Source organism: Microbulbifer zhoushanensis, assembly GCF_021729055.1.
Taxonomy (GTDB): Bacteria; Pseudomonadota; Gammaproteobacteria; order Pseudomonadales; family Cellvibrionaceae; genus Microbulbifer; species Microbulbifer zhoushanensis.
In genome coordinates this window covers 429,686-447,230 of record NZ_JAJSAO010000004.1, presented here as the reverse complement: position 1 = coordinate 447,230, position 17,545 = coordinate 429,686, and the positions used below count along the sequence as shown (strand labels likewise).

The window sequence follows — 17,545 nt, the reverse complement described above, 5'->3', positions numbered from 1 at the left end:
GCTGACATAAATCATAAAACGATAAGAACTATGCCCCGCAGTCAGGGGCCTTGTGTCCCGACCATCCTCTTGCACACGGCAGTATCAGCCAGCGTAAAACGCTGCAAATCGTTGCAATAAGAGAGTATTGCCAGGAGGCATGATTAATGAAATTTCCCAGAGTCCCCTTGTTTGTAATTTTTCTGGCATTCGTTGCCGTCGGCTGCGAAGCACCTGAGGAAAACGATAATGGCACTGTCCGTGCCGGCATTGAGGCCGCCAACGCAAAATGGATGCATGCCCTTGAACAGGGCGATGCCGAAGAGCTGGCAGCCATCTATACCACGGACACCCAGCTGTTGCCGCCCAATAGCGGGATGCTGAGTGGTCGCGACGCCGTCCGTAAAGTATTCCAGGGCATGATGGATGCCGGCATCCAGATAAAGCTGCAGACCGTCGAGGTGGAAAGCCTCGGGGGCACGGCAGTAGAGATTGGCAATGCGACGGTGATCGGGCCAGACGGCCAGACCCTGGACAGTGGTAAGTACCTGGTAACCTGGAAGAAGGTCGGGAAAGACTGGAAAATGCACCGGGACATCTGGAACAGTAGCCTGCCACAGCCGGGAGCAGGCAGTTAAGGGCGACTGACGGCCGCGGTCGCGATTCGGGATCTGCACACTATCCTTCCTGCAGAATGCAGCCCTGTTAACCAAGTGCCGGGCCTGTCTTATCGCCGCACGGCATAAGCCGTGAATCCGGGGCCAGCTGCCGATCATAATAAGATTGGGGTGGTCCTGTTTCGCAGTCCCTGTGGCGCTTTTTCCCGACAGGCTCCGGCGGGAGTCGCACAGATGGCCGACGATACCTACACCCCGCCGAAGGTCTGGAAATGGGATCAGGACAGCGGCGGCAAGTTTGCCAATATCAACCGTCCCGTCGCCGGTCCCACCCACGAGAAAGCCCTGCCCCGGGGCGAGCATCCCCTGCAGCTGTACTCGCTGGCCACACCCAATGGAGTCAAGGTCACTATCATGCTGGAGGAACTGCTGGCGCTGGGCTTTGATGGGGCGGAATACGATGCCTTCCTGATCGATATAACCGAGGGCGACCAGTTCAGCAGTGGTTTTGTCGACGTAAATCCCAACTCCAAGATACCGGCCCTGCTTGACCAGAGCATGCATCCACCGATCCGGGTATTCGAGAGCGGATCCATCCTGCTCTACCTGGCGGAAAAATTCAGTGCCTTCCTGCCGCATACCCCGGCGCAGCGCACCGAGGCCCTGAACTGGCTGTTCTGGCAGATGGGTGCCGGCCCGCTGCTGGGGGGGGGCTTCGGGCACTTCTATGCCTACGCGCCCGAGCCCTACGAATACCCGATCAACCGCTACACGATGGAAGTGAAACGCCAGCTGGATGTGCTCGACCGCCAGCTGGCGGAACACCCGTATATCGCCGGAAGTGAATACACCATTGCCGACATGGCGATCTGGCCCTGGTATGGCGCGCTGGTGAAGGGCAGGGTATACGATGCCGCGGAATTCCTGCAGGCGCACACCTATCGCAATGTGCTCCGCTGGACCGATGAAATTGCCCGGCGGCCCGCGGTGCAGCGAGGACGTATGGTTAACCGCACCTGGGGCGAGCCGGAGGAACAGCTGCACGAGCGGCATGATGCAAGCGATTTCGAAAACCGGACCCAGGACAAGATCGGTGATGGTAACGGCGACGAGTGACGGCTCGGGAGGTTGCAGATGTTCAGGGCAGGCGTGCTAGCGGCTTTTCTTATCGCGTTGTCAGTTTCCAGCGGCAGCCTGGCGCAGGATTTTACCTGTGTACTCGGGGATCGTGAGCGCCGGATCGATGTGGTTTTTGCCGATCCGCCACGCAAGGTGCCCTGTGAGGTGCGTTACACCAAGGCGGGTCAGGTGCAGTCCCTGTGGAGCGCGCAGCACCGCGCCGGCTATTGCGAGTCCCGGGCGCGGGAATTTGCCGACCGCCATCGCAGCTGGGGCTGGGAATGCCGCGAGGACACCGCTGATGGCGCTGACGCGGGCGGGAAGCTGGACAACCCTGTGCAATGACAGTGCCGGTTTTCAGAGCTGTGCCAGCGTGGCATCCAGGGTTTCGCCGATACGCGCACTGAGTTTGAGGTCGATGATATCGTCTGCCCGGGTGCGGCCCAGGTTCAGGGAGGCGATGGGCTTGTTCCACTCCCGCGCATAGCGGCAGAAGCGGAACCCGGAATACACCATCAGTGACGAGCCCACCACCAGCAACCCGTCGCTGGCCTGCAGGGCATCCAGTGCAGACCGGACCCGGTTACGCGGCACATTATCCCCAAAAAACACCACGTCCGGCTTGAGGATGCCACCGCAGTCCGGGCAGTCGGCAATGCGAAAGCCACTGAAATCCACCTCCAGGTCCGCATCGCCATCCGGCGCGGTGTTGGCCTGGTACTGGTGGAATCCCGGATTGAGCGCAAAGCAGCGATCGTGCACCAGCTGCCGGTCACAGCGGTAGCCGCAGTCCATGCAGATGATCTGGTCGGCCCGCCCGTGCAGGTCGATTACATTCCGGCTACCCGCCCGCTGGTGCAGCCGGTCCACATTCTGCGTAACCAGTAGCTCACTGCAGTTCCGCAGCTCCAGCTCCGCCAGGTGCCGGTGGGCGGGATTTGGCTGCGACTGCCGGATGACCGGCCAGCCGATCAGGCTGCGGCCCCAGTAGCGCTGGCGGGTCTCGAAACTGCGCATGAAATCCTGGTGCTGCACCGGCTGCTTGCGCTTCCAGGCGCCGTCTTCATCGCGGTAGTCGGGAATGCCGGAATCCGTGCTGACGCCGGCACCGGTAAGGACCAGCAGGCGCGGGTTGCGACGGATGAAAGCTGCCAGTTTACGGCCGGCTTCTTCAACCTCGATCGGAGGGATGGGCGTTACTGGCCGCGGATCTGGGGGCACTGTCTGCTTGGTCGTAGTCATTTTATATCTGGGTAAAAACTTCCTCAGTTAACTCTAATTGAATGGCCCCGCAGCGGGAAGGATAGAAAGACAATTCTGCCAACATGCGGATAGTAGAGAGGAGCGCTTTTGAATTGGTGCGCCGGGCAAGCCCGTGAGCTGGCGGCGGGCCGCCGCTGCCGGGTGCCCTCCTCGAACCGGGCCTGGCTGCTCCCGAGGATGTCGCTGCCCCGGGCTGGAAAGCCGGCACCCTGCGAGATTTCACAATACTCGAAATTATTTGTATAACGTTTTGGCATAAAAAAAGAGGTCCAGGCGTCATTTATTACAGGACCTTACATCAGGTTTCCCGCGGGTGGTTTGGCCTATTTATGCCCTGTAGCATCGGGTATCGAGAAGTGCTCACACTTATCAAATTACAGGGAGTTGTGATGACTATGATCAGGAAAATGGGTTTTTCCCTTGCGCTTATCGCAAGCACTGCAGTGTTCGCCGGGGAAAAAAACGATGAAAAATCCTTCCCCGACAGCCTTTTCGAGCCCATGGAGCCGTTCACCGGTGAGGAAATAATTGGTGACTGGTTTTACGATGCGTCTGTCGCTGACGTGTTCGAAATAACCGGAAAGGTCGACGAGGAAAAGATCATCATTCGGTCCGGGGATGCTACACCCGGCGACGTTGGACTGATGAAGAAAAAGATTGAAGCGGCCCCCTATCATGACAAGCGCATCATGCTTGTGGTTGATTACAAGCCGACAGGTGTCGAGGAATCGGTAGCCATTTATTTTGGGGCCGTCGATCAGCAGGATGACCAGGCGAAGTACCTCACCTGGGATAGCACGTTTTATTCACCAATCCGTGGAAGCAGTGACTGGAAGGCCAAAAAAATGGTCCTGCAAATCCCGGATGAGGCTGATTATATTGCCTATGGTGTCGGTATTGCGGGCAAGGGAATGGTCGAGGTCGGCGAGGTGAGGATTGAGGAGGTCGATGCCTCGGTGGCGGTGACGGATACCGAGGATATGATCCGCCTGTTCCGTGAGAGGAAATTTGAGGAATTCCTGGCCGAGCAGGGAAAGATCGATTTCGGCGGCAAGGAATCCCCTCGCTTCGTCAGCCTCAGCCTGACGAGGTATAAAGCACTTAAAGAGCTTGACCGGGATGAGGAAGCCGGTGAACTCCTGGCACAGCTGGTGTCACTGGTGGAGTCTGGCAGCTGGCAGGACGCCAATAGTTCGCTGTGGGCGGAGTTGCTGACCGCGGATGTACAATATCTTGCCGACCGGATCACCAAAAAATCCTACCTGGAAAAGATGCGCTCGACGGAGTTCCCCAAAGAAGACGGTCACAAGGAGAATATGAAGTCAACTTACACAAATATCGGTTTCAAGGAGCGGGTAAACGGTAACTATGTCGCAGCCAGGGATGCCTACGAAAAGGCAGCTTCACGGGAGTGGGGCACCGATCGGGACTATCAACTGGTTGACCGTTACGTGAAAGAAATGAAGCAGGCTGTGCTGGCAATGGATGATTGAGATTCTCACCTGTCCAGGCAGCTGCAAGGGGCCGTTATCCGGCCCCTTTTTTATTGTCCCGGGGGTGCGGCGGTTGTTCCCCTGGCTGCTATCCGGCGTCCGCTGGCCTGCAGTACCAGGCCAGGCTGCGCCTAAAAGGCCCGCCAGGTCAGGTAAAGCCGCAGAAGCTGGTTGGAGGTGGGGGAATGAAAGAACCGCTGGGCAATAAAGCCCGCTACAGCTGCCGCGCCCATTGCCAGTGGCAAGGGAATGCGTCTGGCCCGTTGGTCAATAGCGCCTTTTTGGGCGTCAACCAGGGATACAATGGCGTCACGCTGGCGATCCATTTCCCGGCAGCATTCCGCAACGCGGTTATTTAAGTGTTTCAAGGACATTGTCCATAGCCTCCCGGGCCTGCTTGCGCGTCTCGCTGAAGCCGAGCAGGCCGCGGAGTTTTTTCATGTACAGCATCATTGCCGTGAGCAGTACCAGCTGGGCCAGCACAAAAGCGGTGAAGCCGATATACACCGACTGTGAGAAGTAATAGGCAAGTAGGCCGACGCCGGCACAGAGACTCAGTAGGAAGGCGATGCCCAGTGGCAGCAGTACGAGCTGTATGGCCAGCATGCGCCGACCGGCCTCTATCGTACGGTCAAGTTCCAGCCTGAACAGTGTCTGCAGATTGTTGAGCCACGCGGACACCAGTGTCATTGTTGCTTCAACCTGTGCCAGTGGGCTGGGCTCCCGGGGCTCCGGCTTCTCCTGTGATGAATCAAAAGAAGTCCGGCCGCGTTCCTGCGCGGCCGGTTCGGAATCTCTGTTGTCCGGTGCTGGATCTTGATCTTTCTGCATCAGTATCGGGTTCCCGGAACCTTGTATCAGTTGCCTGGAAAGAGTGAACGGGCGAGCGGGGCTCGCGCGGTATCACTTCAGTAGTTTTGCAATAACCCAGCCGACGGCGAATGCACAACCCACGCTGGCCACCGGATGCTTCCTGATTGAGGACTCGAAGCGCTGCTCCAGGTCGGTGGCGCGGCGCTTGCTGTTCTCGACCGAGGAGCGTGCGCGTTCACGCAGGTGTGCAGCCTGGTCAGAAGCTGCCTCACCGGCAAGGTGGTAGGCCTGCCTCAGTTTTTCCTGGCTGGAACTGTTGGGGGCTTTTGCAGTAGCCATAAGAAATTTCCTCACGTCAGGGTTCTGTCTATGAATCGTAGAGTCGCCATCGGAAATTGGTATGCGGGACCGCGAATTAGGCTGACCGCTAATCCACAGCTTTGCAGCGCTGTTACTGCACCGGCCCTCCGGGACGCACGGCAGCGGGAAGGCGGTCCGGTAACCGGATGCCGGAACCTGGCACTGAGTGAGGTGACTGTGTGCAGGCCCCTGGTCGCAGTGGGCCACGCCGCCTGTGCGGCAGGCGATGGTCAGCGGGAAGTGATCGCCGGGCGCGTGCCGCCCGGGTGGTGACTCAGGCGGATCGGCGCCATTCCTCAATGTTGGCTACCACACCATCCAGCAGCCGCTGGCGGCTCTCGCGGCTGATCCAGGCGCTGTGCGGAGTGATGATGAGGTTGGGGATATCGCCCGCCAGCAGCGGGTGATCGGCCGGTGGTGGTTCCACGCTCAGCACATCCAGTGCTGCGCCGCCGAGATGGCCGTTCTCAAGGGCTTCTGCCAGCGCCGCTTCGTCCACCAGCCCGCCGCGGGCGGTGTTTACCAGCAGGGCGCCGGCCCTCATGGCGGCAAGGAATTCCCTGTCGACCAGTTTGTCGGTCTCGTCTGTCAGCGGGCAGTGCAGGCTGATGACATCGGCCTCCGCCAGCAGTTGCCCGAGAGGAGTGCGTCCGGCCTTCTTTTCGCCGGTAAAGGACTCGGCCACCAGGATTTCCATACCCAGCGCGCGACCCAGTTCGGCGGTTTTCCGGCCGAGGTCACCGTAGCCGATGATGCCCAGTTTCTTGCCGGCCAGTTCCATCACCGGGTAATCCAGCATGGTGAACACGGGGGATTCACTCCAGCGCCCGGCCACAACGTCACTGTGGTATTGATGCCAGCGAGTGGCGAGGGCCAGGATCAAGGCCAGGGCATGCTGTGGTACTGATGCCTGGGCATAGCCGGCCACATTGCGCACCGGGATGCCCCGTTCTTCCGCAGCTTCGTGGTCGATATTGTTGGTGCCGGTGGCACAGACACAGATCAGTTTCAGGCGGGCGGCGTTTTCGATCAGCTCGCGATCCAGTACCACCTTGTTGGTGATGACCACGTCGGCGCCGGCGATGCGATCCGCTACCTGTTCGGGGGCGGTGGATTCATACAGGTCCCAGTGCTCGAGGCTCGCTTCCAGGCCGGAGGTGTCCAGCTCTTCGAGTTTCATGGTGAGGGTGTCGAGGAAGACGCCGCGCATTCTGGCCATCCCTGTAAGTTGAAGAGTTTTCGTAGGAGCGGCCGCTGGCCGCGATCGAGGGCGAAATATAATCTCAACCCGGATCGCGGCCAGCGGCCGCTCCTACAGGGTTTACATCACACGCATGCCCGGCTGGGCGCCCGCGTGGGGCTCGAGGATCCACAGGTCCTTGCCGCCGGGCCCGGCGGCCAGCACCATGCCCTCGCTCACACCGAAGCGCATCTTACGCGGGGCCAGGTTGGCTACCATCACGGTGTGCTTGCCCACCAGGTCCTCGGGCTTGTAGGCGCTCTTGATGCCGGCGAACACCTGCCGGGTCTCGCCGCCCAGGTCCAGGGTTAGCTTGAGCAGTTTGCCCGCGCCTTCCACATGCTCGGCATTGGCAATCAGGGCAATGCGCAGGTCCACTTTGGCGAAGTCATCGAACTGGATCTCGTCGGCGATGGGATCGTCCGCCAGCGGGCCGCTGAGCGGTTTTGTTTCCGCCTGTAGCTGGGCCAGGGACTCCTTCGCCGCTTCCAGTACCGCATCCACCTGCTTCTGCTCGATCCGCTGCATCAGCGGCTTGAACTTGTTGATGGTATGACCGGACAGCGGTGTGGTGGCGGCGTGCCAGTCCAGCTCCGCGCCCAGGAAAGCCTCGGCCTTTTTCGCGGTTTCCGGCAGCACTGGCGCCAGCCAGGTGATCAGTGCGCGGAACATGTTGACGCCCTGGGAGCAGATGGCCAGTACCTCGGCTTCCCTGTCTTCCTCTTTCGCCAGTGACCAGGGCGCCTTGTCGGCAATCCAGGCATTGGCGGCATCCGCCAGCGCCATGATCTCGCGCATGGCGCGGGCGTATTCACGGCTTTCGTAAAATTCGGCGATACGGGGCGCCGCCTCCACAAACTGGTTCCAGAGCGCCTCGTCCGCCAGCTGGTCGGCCAGCACGCCGCCGGACTTGCTCACAAACTTGGCGGTGCGCGAGGCAATGTTGACCACCTTGCCCACCAGGTCGGAATTCACCCGGGCAATAAAGTCTTCCAGGTTCAGGTCCAGGTCGTCGACACCGCCAGTCAGCTTGGCGGCAAAGTAGTACCGCAGGTATTCCGGGTGCAGGTGGTCCAGGTAATTGCGCGCATTGATAAAGGTGCCGCGGGACTTGGACATCTTCTTGCCGTTTACGGTCAGGAAACCGTGTACGCAGACCTTGGTCGGGGTGCGGAAATCGGCGGAGTCGAGCATGGAGGGCCAGAACAGCGCGTGGAAATTGACGATATCCTTGCCGATAAAATGGTACACCTCGGCATCGCTGTCTTTTTTCCAGTAGTCCTGCCAGTCCAGGCCCTTTGTGTCGCAATAGTTTTTCAGGCTGGCCATGTAGCCGATGGGGGCGTCGAGCCAGACATAAAAATACTTGCCGGGGGCGTCGGGGATCTCGAAGCCGAAGTAGGGTGCGTCGCGGGAGATATCCCATTGCTGCAGGCCTTCATCGAGCCACTCGGACAGTTTGTTGGCCACCTCGTCCTGCAGGGTGCCGGAGCGGGTCCACTGCTTCAGGAAGTCGGTGAACTCCGGCAGGGTGAAGAAGAAGTGCTCGGACTCCTTCTCCACCGGCGTTGCGCCTGAAATGGCGGATACCGGGTCGATCAGTTCGGTGGGGCTGTAGGTGGCACCACAGGCCTCGCAGTTGTCACCATACTGGTCCGGCGACTTGCAGCGCGGGCAGGTGCCCTTGATGTAGCGGTCGGCCAGGAACAGGTTTTTTTCCGGGTCGAACGCCTGGGTAATGGTGCGGGTAGCGATATGGCCGTTGTCGCGCAGCCGCTTGTAGATCATCGCTGACAGCTCGCGGTTCTCGTCCGAGTGGGTGGAATGGTAGTTGTCCACGCCGATCAGGAAGTCGGCGAAATCCCTCTCGTGCTCCGCCTGCATATTGGCGATGTGCTGTTCCGGGGTCAGGCCAAGTTGCTCGGCTTTCAGCATGATGGCGGTGCCGTGGGCATCGTCGGCGCACATGTACAGGCAGTCGTGGCCACGCGCGCGCTGGAAACGCGCCCAGATGTCGGTCTGGATGTATTCCAGGATATGGCCCAGGTGCAGGGAGCCATTGGCGTAGGGCAGGGCGCTGGTAACAAGGATGTTGCGCTTGTCGGACATCGGTTCTTCCATCTGCTGGTTCGCTGATTCGCGCCGATTCCCTGGTGAAATCGGCGGATTCCGGCCACAGGGTTGCGGCCACGGTAAAAAGACCGGCGAATATAGCAGATCTGCGGCCTTGCTGGGAGGGCGGCGGGGCCTGCTGCCCCCGGGGCGGCTAGAATTGGGCGGACCCATCGGACACAATGCACGCACCGAACGATACCCACCGGAAAGAGGGATGATGGTGAGCGAACACGACCACGAACACGAAGACCTGCCGGCCGATGTACAGGCAGAGCTGGAGCGGCTGGCGGAGTGCCTGGGCAGCCTGCATGATCCGGGCACCGGGCGGATACTGGATGAGCTGGAGGCGGATATCGAGGTGGGCTACGAGGACGGTACCGTCTTTGTGGGCATTACCCTGGGATACCCCTGCTCCAGCCAGGAAGGCGAGTGGCGTGAGCGGATCCGGGAGGCCTGTATGCCCTCGCTGCGTGGCGGGCCGCTGGGGGACGCGGGGCTGCAGTTCGAGCTGTTCACCGATATCCCCACCACCGATGCCGGGGAGGTGCCCGCGCACATGCGTGGTGTGAAGAACATTATCGCCGTGGCCTCCGGCAAGGGCGGGGTGGGCAAGTCCACCACTGCCGTCAACCTGGCGCTGGCACTGGTGGCAGAAGGCGCCAGCGTGGGCCTGCTGGATGCCGATATCTACGGCCCCAGCCTGCCTACCATGCTGGGCACCGAGGACGCCCGGCCGGAGGTGCGGGAACAGAAGTTCTTCCTGCCGGTGGAGGCCCTGGGCCTCAAGACCATGTCTATCGGCTACCTCCTGACCGAGGATACCCCGGCCGTCTGGCGCGGACCCATGGCCAGCGGTGCCCTCAACCAGATCCTGACCCAGACCCTCTGGTGCCAGGGGGATGAGGAACTCGACTACCTGGTGGTCGATATGCCCCCGGGCACCGGCGACATCCAGCTGACCCTGGCCCAGAAAGCCACCCTGGCGGGCGCGGTGATCGTTACCACGCCCCAGGACCTGGCCCTCAAGGATGCCATCAAGGGGGTGGAGATGTTCCGCAAGGTCGATGTGCCGGTGCTCGGGATAGTCGAGAACATGTCACTGCACACCTGCTCCAACTGCGGCCATACCGAACCGGTATTCGGTGCCGGTGGCGGCGAGCGCATCGCGGCCGACTACGACACCGGCCTGCTGGGCAAGCTGCCACTGGCCATGTCGATCCGCGAGGGCACCGACAGCGGCCGGCCCAGTGTGGTGGCGGAGCCGGACGGCGAGGTGGCGCGCCACTACCGCGAGATCGCCCGGCGTGCGGGAGCGGAGCTGTGGTTGCGCAGTGGCGAGGGGGAAGGAATGCCGGAGATAGAAATCGACTGACGATCCTGCGGGGTGGTTAACCAAAAAGGCCGGCCCGGATGCACCGGGCCGGCCTTTTTTGTCCCGGCGGAACCTGGGAGCTTCCCGCTCAGGCGCGCTGGCTGCGCAGTTCTTCCTGCTTTGCCTGCTCCGCCTGCTGCCGGCGCAATGCCTGCTTGCGGCGGCGGCGCTCGGCGGTGGTCTCGCGGGCATCGTGGCCGATATGCTCCTCGCCGCGCTGTTTGGCCAGCTGGATTTGCTTCTCCCGTTCGCGGAAACGCGCGCGATCGGCGTCCGAGACCTTGTCAAAACAGTGCGGGCAGCTGACGCCCTGCTCGAACTGCGGTGACTGCATTTCCTCTTCTGTGACCGGCATGCGGCAGGCATTGCACTGCTGGTACTCGCCGCGCTCGAGGTCGTGGTTCACGGTCACGCGGTCATCGAAGACGAAGCACTCGCCATGCCACTTGGTTTCTTCCTTGGGGACTTCCTCCAGGTACTTCAGGATGCCCCCCTGCAGGTGGTACACCTCCTCGAAACCCTGCTCCTTCAGGTACGCAGTGGACTTCTCACAGCGGATACCGCCGGTGCAGAACATGGCCACTTTCTTGTGCTTCTGTGGGTCCAGGTTGTCTTTCACATACTGGGGGAATTCCCGGAAGCTTTCGGTATTGGGGTTGACCGCCTTCTCGAAGGTGCCCACCTGGTACTCGTAGTCGTTGCGGGTATCGATCAGCACCACCTCGGGGTCGCTGATCAGCGCATTCCAGTCTGCCGGCTTTACATAGGTGCCCACGGTCTGGCGCGGGTCGATACCCTCGACGCCCATGGTGACAATCTCGCGCTTGAGCTTCACCTTGCTGCGCCGGAAGGGGGCGGAATCGGTGTAGGACTCCTTGTAATCCAGTTCCGCCAGCCGCGGGTCGCTTTTCAGGTAGGCGAGCAGGGTGTCGATGGCCTCGCGGGAGCCGGCGACAGTGCCATTGATGCCCTCCCGGGCGAGCAGCAGGGTGCCGCGCACGCGGTGTTCCAGCATGACTTCAAGGAGGGGCTCGCGGAGGGATTCGAAGTCGTCCAGGGTGACGAACTTGTAGAGCGCACAGACTACGTACTGGTGGGACATGGGTTTTCCTCGTTGCGGGCCGGAGCGTAAATCCGGGGCAAAACATTCCCGGCCTGGACCTGGCCAGGGCGGGGCTAAAAATCGCCGCGCATTTTAACGCACACCGGGACGTTTGTCGTACATTTAATGGGCAGTTTCGCAGCCCTGGCTCGCGATCCCGCGACAGATTTTGATTGACCGGCCGGCCGCATCTTGTCACAGTGCTGCGACCCCAGTGACCGGCCCGAAGTGAGGCACCCCATGGAAGATGAATTTGAACCCCGCGAATCCGAGCTGAGCCAGGCCTACAGCGAGGATGGGCTGAACGTCCATATCGATATTTACGAGGATGGCGAGGGTGGCTGGTTGCTGGAAATTGTCGACGAGAATGACAATTCCACCGTCTGGGAGGATGCCTTCGAAACGGAGCGTGAGGCCCTCGAGGAGGCCCTGGATGCCCTGCGCGAGGAGGGTATAGCCACCTTTGTCGGACCGGTGGAAGAACAGGAGAGCTGAAACCAGCCTTTCCTCCCGCCCGCTCCCCAATCACCACTTCCCGAATTCCCTGCTATCGTTTTAATTGGCAGGGATTCGCGACAGTGTGACAGCGCACTACCCAATCACGGGGCACCGCGAAGCTCTACGGAAAGAATGCTTCCGGTGACCCACCCGGTGACTGAGAGCGGTGCCCCTGTCGATGTCCGCAATAAAACCCCTGCTTGTATTGCTTTCCCCCCTCCTGTTGTCCCTGGCTTGCGGGTCAGTGTATGCAGTGGACGTGCGCCTGCCCGGTGACCGCCTGCTTGAGACTCACCTGGCGGAGGCCCGGCTGGTAGCCGAGCTCGATGGTTATGCGGTGATTGCGGGACGCAGCTGTATCGACTGCGATGAAAACACCTCAATCTATATCCAGCGGGTACCCCGCGGCAGGCCGGGAGAGGGCCACGGCGACAACCGTGAAACAGAGGTATCGATTTCCAGTGACCGCTTTACTTACCCGGGTCAGTACCGTGATTACCTCAGTAAGGAACTGGTGGAGAGAACCCGGCTTTTTTACGGTCGCTGCTACGAGGGCGAGCAGGCACTGCTCTGGCTGACCGAGTTCCGCACAGGTGGTCAGTGGAAAAAGGAGGAGTACCTGATTGTGTTCCGTGAGGATGGCCCACGATTCCGCTATAACCGGGATCGCCAGCCGGGTCGCTTCCATACCAGCCACGAAAAATGCCGAGAGCTCCCGGGAATCGACGCGGAAACCGAACCCTGAAATCCGGGTTCCGGGTTGAAGTGCCGGCTATTTTTTCGCAGGCAAAAAAAAAGCCCCGCGGGGCGGGGCGTTTGAGGCCGCGGTGATAGCCGCGGTCAGTTACTGTTGTTAGTTAGTGTGAATTGTTGGCTTACTTGACCGGTTGATACACGATCTTCAGCTTTTTCTTGCCCCACTTGCGGGCTTTCTTGATGTCTTTCTCCATCCACACATCGATACGGTTCTTGAAGCGCTTGTTCATCCGGTCGCGCACGGTATAGGTGCCGGGCAGGCCCTCGATCTTCACCTTGGCGCCGTTGGTCAGTCCATGCTTTTCGAGGTCACGGGACACTGCGATCACTTTCTGGCCGGGACGCAGGCGGTTGTTCCACGCCGCTACCCAGGGATCGTCGTCCGTCTGGCCGGGCACCGAGTTGTAAGCGGTGGCGTCTACAACCATGGTTTTTTCTTTCTTAACGGCGGCAGATGCATTCAGGCTCACAGAGGCCGCAAGGACGGCGGTCATAAGAAATACAAAATTGCGCAGAGTCTGTTTCAGCATTTTCCCGTTACCTCCAGGAATCAGTTGGTCACCGGCCCGGGGGCCCAGTGACATTTCCAAGTTAGTTTGGAAATAACTGATTAATAATTAATCAGTGGTGGCTATATTACGGGTTGGGTCCGGTTAATCAAATCCTTCTGTGCATTTTTTAAACAGCGTCCGCCGGTATCAATGTCAGCGCTGCCATTGATGCATTAATTCCAGAAATCATGTTTTTTGAGAACTTCATTCTTTCAAATGAATTTCTGGTGAATATGTGACTGAAAAAAATAGTTTGTACTAGCACATGGTTGCAGTGCTTTGTCGGCGCGGTGACAGCGATGTCATCTTCGGGTGTGGTTAAAAACCGAACGAAACACTCCTCCTAATCGGGAATCCGCCGGAGAAAATTCTGCAGTAAATTATTTGTGACCGCTGGTCCGAAGCGGCCGAAAACCGTCGGATTGGCGGGGCGGTGGGGTGTTGATGGGTGCTGGCCGCCTGGTCACAGGGCGGTTGCGCTGGCCCGGGCCGGGGGATTGACCTGTTCACGCAGGGCATAGAGGTAGGCGCGGTCCTCTTCCAGGTCCGGGAATCCGTGGCGTGCGTCCAGCGCCACGGCCTTTTCCAGCCACTCGATGGCTTCCTCCAGGTTGCCCTGCCATTCGCATACCTGGCCCAGGTTGAAGTAGGTAATGGCCAGATTGTGCCACTCCTGTTCCCGGGCCAGGCCCGAAGCCGCGTCGTTGTACAGGAGGTAGGCCCGGCGCAGCATCTGCGACTGGTGCAGGGGGCTGCGGGCATAGGGGGCCTGCTGGTGGAGGGTGTGCGCCAGGGCAGAGCTGACGCGGGCCGCCGAATGCTCCAGCTCGCCGCCCTCACCAAGGTAGTCGAGTACGGCGGAGAACTGGGCCCGCGCCAGTGGATAAAAGGTATCGGGATCCTCCCGTGCCCCCAGGGCATTGAGCACGATGCCGTAGCGATAGCGCAACGCGTGCTGCCGGGCCGGTTCATCGCCCAGGCCTGCAATGGCGCGCTCATACAGCGGCAGGGCGGCGTCGAAGTCCCCTTCCAGCGCCCGGGCCTCGGCGGATTCCACCAGGCTGGTGACCGGCGGGGTGGCCTCCGCCAGGGCATTGCCTGCCAACAGGCCGGCCAGCAACAGGGGTGTCAGCAGTCGATACATCGCGGTCGCTTCCCGGTTCTTGGAGTAACTGGGCCCGATTCCCGGGCTCATCTCCCCCCTAGTAAACGCTTAATTTTGTAATTGTGCCAGCAGTCCCTGCAGTGGGTGGCGCAGGCTTACTCCCGCAAAGCGCTTGGCCTGGCAGCGGCAGGAATAGCCACTGGCCAGCAGCTGGCCGGTCTCGCCGGTCAGGCGCGGCGCCCAGGACTGCTGGAAAATTACCCGCGAAGTCTCCTTGTGGGCGGTTTCGTGGCCATAGGTACCGGCCATCCCACAGCAGCCCAGGCTTTCGCTCTCCAGCTGCAGGCCCAGTGCAGCAAATACATCCTTCCAGTCCTGCAGTGAAGCGGCTGCATTGGTCTGCTCGCTGCAGTGGGGCAGCAGCTGGAAAGTGGCAGGGCGGAGGCGGGAGCGCTGCTGCTCCAGGTGTTCGCGCTGGCTCGCCATCCACTCCTGCAGCAACTTTACCTGCGGCGCACGATCCCCCAGCAGTTTGCGGTATTCGGCGCGGTAGGTCAGGGTCATGGACGGGTCCACACCCACCAGCGGCACGCCGCTATCCGCCAGTTCTTCGAGCATCTCGCTGTTGGCCACCGCCACCCGGCGGAACTGGCGCAGGAAACCATGTACATGCATGGGCTTGCCATTGGCCCTGAACGGCGCCACCAGCGGGAAGAAATCCAGCTGGCGCAGCAGCCGCAGCGCATCGGCCACCATATCGGCGTCGAAGTAGCTGGTGAAGGCGTCTTGCACAATGATCACGGCGCGCTTGCGCTGGGCCGGCCCCAGCGCCTCCAGGGTGGCGCGGCTGGCGTAGGGCACGCCCAGTTCCGCCATGGATTTCTCCAGGCCCTTGCGGGACAGCGCGGGGCTGTCGGACAGGCCCAGGCCCCGTTCCAGCAGCCAGCGCACGGGTGCCAGTTGCAGCGGCCGGTTGTACAGTCCCGGTACCCGGGCCAGGTGCGGCATCACGAACTCAAGGCTGCCGACAAAATAGTCTTTCAGCGGCCGCAGGTAGCGGCTGTAATAGAGCTCCAGGAACTTGGAGCGGAACTCCGGCACATCCACCTTGATCGGACACTGGCCCACGCAGGATTTGCACCCCAGGCATCCCTGCATGGCCTCGTTGACCTCGTGGTTGAAGTCATACTCTCCCCGGGCCCTGGCCAGGCTGTTCTTGATCCGCCCCGGCAGCCCGACAAAAAAGGACTGTTCGCGGAATTTCTGCGCCGCTTCCACCGCATCCACATCCCGTGCACTGAGCAGCCGCAGCCATTCCCGCATCAGCGATGCGCGGCCCTTGGGGGAGTGAATACGCTCGCGGGTGGCCTTGTAAGACGGGCACATGGCGGAGTCCGGGTCCCAGTTGAAGCAGGCCCCATTGCCGTTGCAGTGGACGCCCTCGCTGTAGCCCTCCCATACCTGCACCGGGATCTGCCGGTCGCGCTCGCCGCGGGTTTGCACCGCATCGATTTTCAGCAGGCCTGACGCGCGGCTGGGGGTGGCAATCTTGCCCGGGTTGAGCTGGTTGCGGGGGTCGAACGCGGCCTTGATATGTTGCAGTTCGCCGTAGAGTTCACCGAAGAACTCCGGTGCGTATTCGGAGCGCACCCCCTTGCCGTGCTCGCCCCACAGCAGGCCGTGGTACTTCTGCGTCAGTGCCACCACCCGGTCGGTGATGGGGCGGATCTGCGCGGCCTGCTGCGGGTCTTTCATATCGATGGCCGGGCGCACGTGCAGTACCCCGGCATCCACGTGGCCGAACATGCCGTAATCCAGGCCGGCCTCATCCAGCACGGCGCGGAACTCGGCGATAAAGTCCGCCAGGTGTTCCGGCGGCACGCAGGTGTCCTCCACAAACGGGATGGGCCGTTTTTCCCCGCTGACATTGCCCAGCAGGCCCACGGCCCGCTTGCGCATGGCCCAGATCCGGTTGACCTCGCTGTGTCCGCGGGCAATGGAGTAGCCAAAACTCTTGCCGGTCTCACCGATGGCGTTGTCTACCTGGGCGGTAAAGCGCGCCAGGGCCCGCTCCAGTTCCTCTTCCGAGTCGGCGGTGTACTCCACCAGGTTGATGCCCTGCACCGGGCGATCATCGCTGGGGAAAAACTCGCTGACGCTGTGCCAGACAATATCCTCCATCGCCAGCTGCAGTACCTTGCTGTCCACGGTCTCGATCGAGGTGGGGCCGGCGCCCATCAGGTCGCCGGCATCGCGCAGGGCGTCCTGGAAGTTGTCGTACTTGAGGTTGACCAGTGCCACACAGCGGGGGATTGGCAGGACATTGAGCTTTGCCTCGGCGATAAAGCCCAGGGTGCCCTCGGAACCACAGAGGACGCTGTTGATATTGAAGTCGCCGCTGTCACCGTCGCGCAGGTGGGCCAGGTCATAGCCGGTAAGGCAGCGGTTGAGCCGGGGAAACTTTTCCTCGATCAGCGCGGCCTTGTCCCGGGCGATATCGTCGCAGGTGCGGTGCACCGTCCCGATGCGGTCGTCCCGCTCGCGCAGTTGTCCCAGCCCGTCGCTGTCCACCGGCGCGGAGTGCAGCAACTCGCCGCCCATCAAAACGGTCGACAGTTCCAGCACATGGTCGCGGGTCTTGCCGTACACGCAGGAGCCCTGGCCGGATGCGTCGGTATTGATCATGCCGCCGATAGTGGCGCGGTTGCTGGTGGAGAGTTCCGGGGCAAAGAACAGGCCGTGGGGGGCCAGGGCGGCGTTGAGCTGGTCCTTGACCACGCCGGCCTGCACCCGCACCCAGCCCTCGTCCGGGTTGATCTCCAGGATGCGGTTCATATGCCGCGAAATATCCACCACGATGCCGTCAGTGAGTGACTGGCCATTGGTACCGGTACCGCCGCCACGGGGTGACAGCACCACCTGGTGGAACTCTTCGCGGTCCGCCAGCCGGGCCAGCAATTGCAGGTCGTGGGTGTCGCGGGGATACACCACTGCCTGTGGCAGCACCTGGTAAATGGAGTTATCGGTGGCCAGTACCGTGCGGCTGGCATAACTGGGGCTGGAATCGCCGCGGAAGCCGGCCTCCGCCAGTGCTTGCAGGAATTGCAGGTAGAGCGACTGTACCTCGTCGATTTCGCGCAGTGCTGGGATCATCACTTCATC

General features: G+C 61.2%; 17 protein-coding genes. 8 read left to right on the top strand and 9 right to left on the bottom strand.

The genetic code is table 11. The annotated features are described in order from the left end of the window. Positions 1-167 precede the first annotated feature (167 nt). The 3 genes from LVD10_RS10560 (at position 168) to LVD10_RS10550 (ending at position 2,060) form a co-directional block, all read left to right on the top strand. Positions 168-617, top strand: coding sequence for a YybH family protein (locus LVD10_RS10560; RefSeq protein ID WP_232941045.1), 450 nt, complete (start codon positions 168-170; stop codon positions 615-617). A 213-nt stretch (positions 618-830) separates the two neighbouring features. Beyond that, a complete protein-coding gene (yghU, locus tag LVD10_RS10555) occupies positions 831-1,712 on the top strand; it encodes a glutathione-dependent disulfide-bond oxidoreductase (RefSeq protein ID WP_237063569.1) in 882 nt (293 codons plus the stop codon). 18 nt (positions 1,713-1,730) lie between these two features. Then, on the top strand, positions 1,731-2,060 hold the full coding sequence (locus tag LVD10_RS10550; RefSeq protein ID WP_232941047.1) for a hypothetical protein: 330 nt from the start codon (positions 1,731-1,733) through the stop codon (positions 2,058-2,060). A gap of 12 nt (positions 2,061-2,072) precedes the next feature. On the opposite strand, the gene LVD10_RS10545 is transcribed toward LVD10_RS10550, so the two are convergent. Continuing rightward, positions 2,073-2,957, bottom strand: coding sequence for an NAD-dependent protein deacetylase (locus LVD10_RS10545; protein WP_232941048.1), 885 nt, complete (start codon positions 2,955-2,957; stop codon positions 2,073-2,075). Between the two features lie 410 nt (positions 2,958-3,367). Between LVD10_RS10545 and LVD10_RS10540 the strand changes: the two genes are divergently transcribed. Both LVD10_RS10540 and LVD10_RS10535 read left to right on the top strand, forming a co-directional pair. After that, positions 3,368-4,471, top strand: coding sequence for a hypothetical protein (locus LVD10_RS10540; RefSeq protein ID WP_237063567.1), 1,104 nt, complete (start codon positions 3,368-3,370; stop codon positions 4,469-4,471). A 185-nt stretch (positions 4,472-4,656) separates the two neighbouring features. Then, complete coding sequence (locus LVD10_RS10535) at positions 4,657-4,830, top strand: hypothetical protein (RefSeq protein WP_232941050.1); 174 nt, start codon at positions 4,657-4,659, stop codon at positions 4,828-4,830. Here LVD10_RS10535 and LVD10_RS10530 read toward each other — a convergent pair. From LVD10_RS10530 to metG, 4 genes are all read right to left on the bottom strand, one after another. After that, a complete protein-coding gene (locus LVD10_RS10530; RefSeq protein WP_237063564.1) occupies positions 4,823-5,302 on the bottom strand; it encodes a hypothetical protein in 480 nt (159 codons plus the stop codon). The genes LVD10_RS10535 and LVD10_RS10530 overlap by 8 nt on opposite strands. Before the next feature lie 72 nt (positions 5,303-5,374). Continuing rightward, positions 5,375-5,623, bottom strand: a complete 249-nt coding sequence (locus LVD10_RS10525; RefSeq protein ID WP_232941053.1) for a hypothetical protein — start codon at positions 5,621-5,623, stop codon at positions 5,375-5,377. A gap of 295 nt (positions 5,624-5,918) precedes the next feature. Beyond that, positions 5,919-6,854, bottom strand: coding sequence for a D-2-hydroxyacid dehydrogenase (locus LVD10_RS10520; protein WP_237063562.1), 936 nt, complete (start codon positions 6,852-6,854; stop codon positions 5,919-5,921). A gap of 111 nt (positions 6,855-6,965) precedes the next feature. Beyond that, complete coding sequence (metG, locus tag LVD10_RS10515; protein ID WP_237063560.1) at positions 6,966-8,993, bottom strand: methionine--tRNA ligase; 2,028 nt, start codon at positions 8,991-8,993, stop codon at positions 6,966-6,968. Between the two features lie 223 nt (positions 8,994-9,216). Here metG and apbC point away from each other — a divergent pair, with 223 nt between their 5' ends. Further along, entirely contained in the window at positions 9,217-10,371 is a 1,155-nt protein-coding gene (gene apbC, locus LVD10_RS10510) for an iron-sulfur cluster carrier protein ApbC (protein ID WP_237063604.1), read from the top strand. A gap of 88 nt (positions 10,372-10,459) precedes the next feature. Here apbC and trhO read toward each other — a convergent pair whose 3' ends face one another. Next, positions 10,460-11,473 (bottom strand): oxygen-dependent tRNA uridine(34) hydroxylase TrhO, encoded by a 1,014-nt coding sequence (gene trhO, locus LVD10_RS10505; RefSeq protein ID WP_232941060.1) that lies wholly within the window; start codon positions 11,471-11,473, stop codon positions 10,460-10,462. Positions 11,474-11,713: 240 nt separating this feature from the next. On the opposite strand from trhO, the gene LVD10_RS10500 reads away from it, so the two are divergent. Both LVD10_RS10500 and LVD10_RS10495 read left to right on the top strand, forming a co-directional pair. Continuing rightward, the gene (locus tag LVD10_RS10500) at positions 11,714-11,968 is read left to right on the top strand and encodes a baseplate wedge protein 53 (RefSeq protein WP_232941062.1); all 255 of its coding nucleotides are present in this window, start codon (positions 11,714-11,716) and stop codon (positions 11,966-11,968) included. 181 nt (positions 11,969-12,149) lie between these two features. Continuing rightward, positions 12,150-12,716, top strand: a complete 567-nt coding sequence (locus LVD10_RS10495; protein WP_232941067.1) for a hypothetical protein — start codon at positions 12,150-12,152, stop codon at positions 12,714-12,716. 130 nt (positions 12,717-12,846) lie between these two features. On the opposite strand, the gene LVD10_RS10490 is transcribed toward LVD10_RS10495, so the two are convergent. From LVD10_RS10490 to ydiJ, 3 genes are all read right to left on the bottom strand, one after another. Beyond that, on the bottom strand, positions 12,847-13,257 hold the full coding sequence (locus LVD10_RS10490; RefSeq protein WP_232941069.1) for an RlpA-like double-psi beta-barrel domain-containing protein: 411 nt from the start codon (positions 13,255-13,257) through the stop codon (positions 12,847-12,849). Between the two features lie 484 nt (positions 13,258-13,741). Continuing rightward, the gene (locus LVD10_RS10485; RefSeq protein WP_232941071.1) at positions 13,742-14,422 is read right to left on the bottom strand and encodes a tetratricopeptide repeat protein; all 681 of its coding nucleotides are present in this window, start codon (positions 14,420-14,422) and stop codon (positions 13,742-13,744) included. 69 nt (positions 14,423-14,491) lie between these two features. Continuing rightward, complete coding sequence (ydiJ, locus tag LVD10_RS10480; RefSeq protein ID WP_232941076.1) at positions 14,492-17,536, bottom strand: D-2-hydroxyglutarate dehydrogenase YdiJ; 3,045 nt, start codon at positions 17,534-17,536, stop codon at positions 14,492-14,494. Positions 17,537-17,545 lie beyond the last annotated feature (9 nt).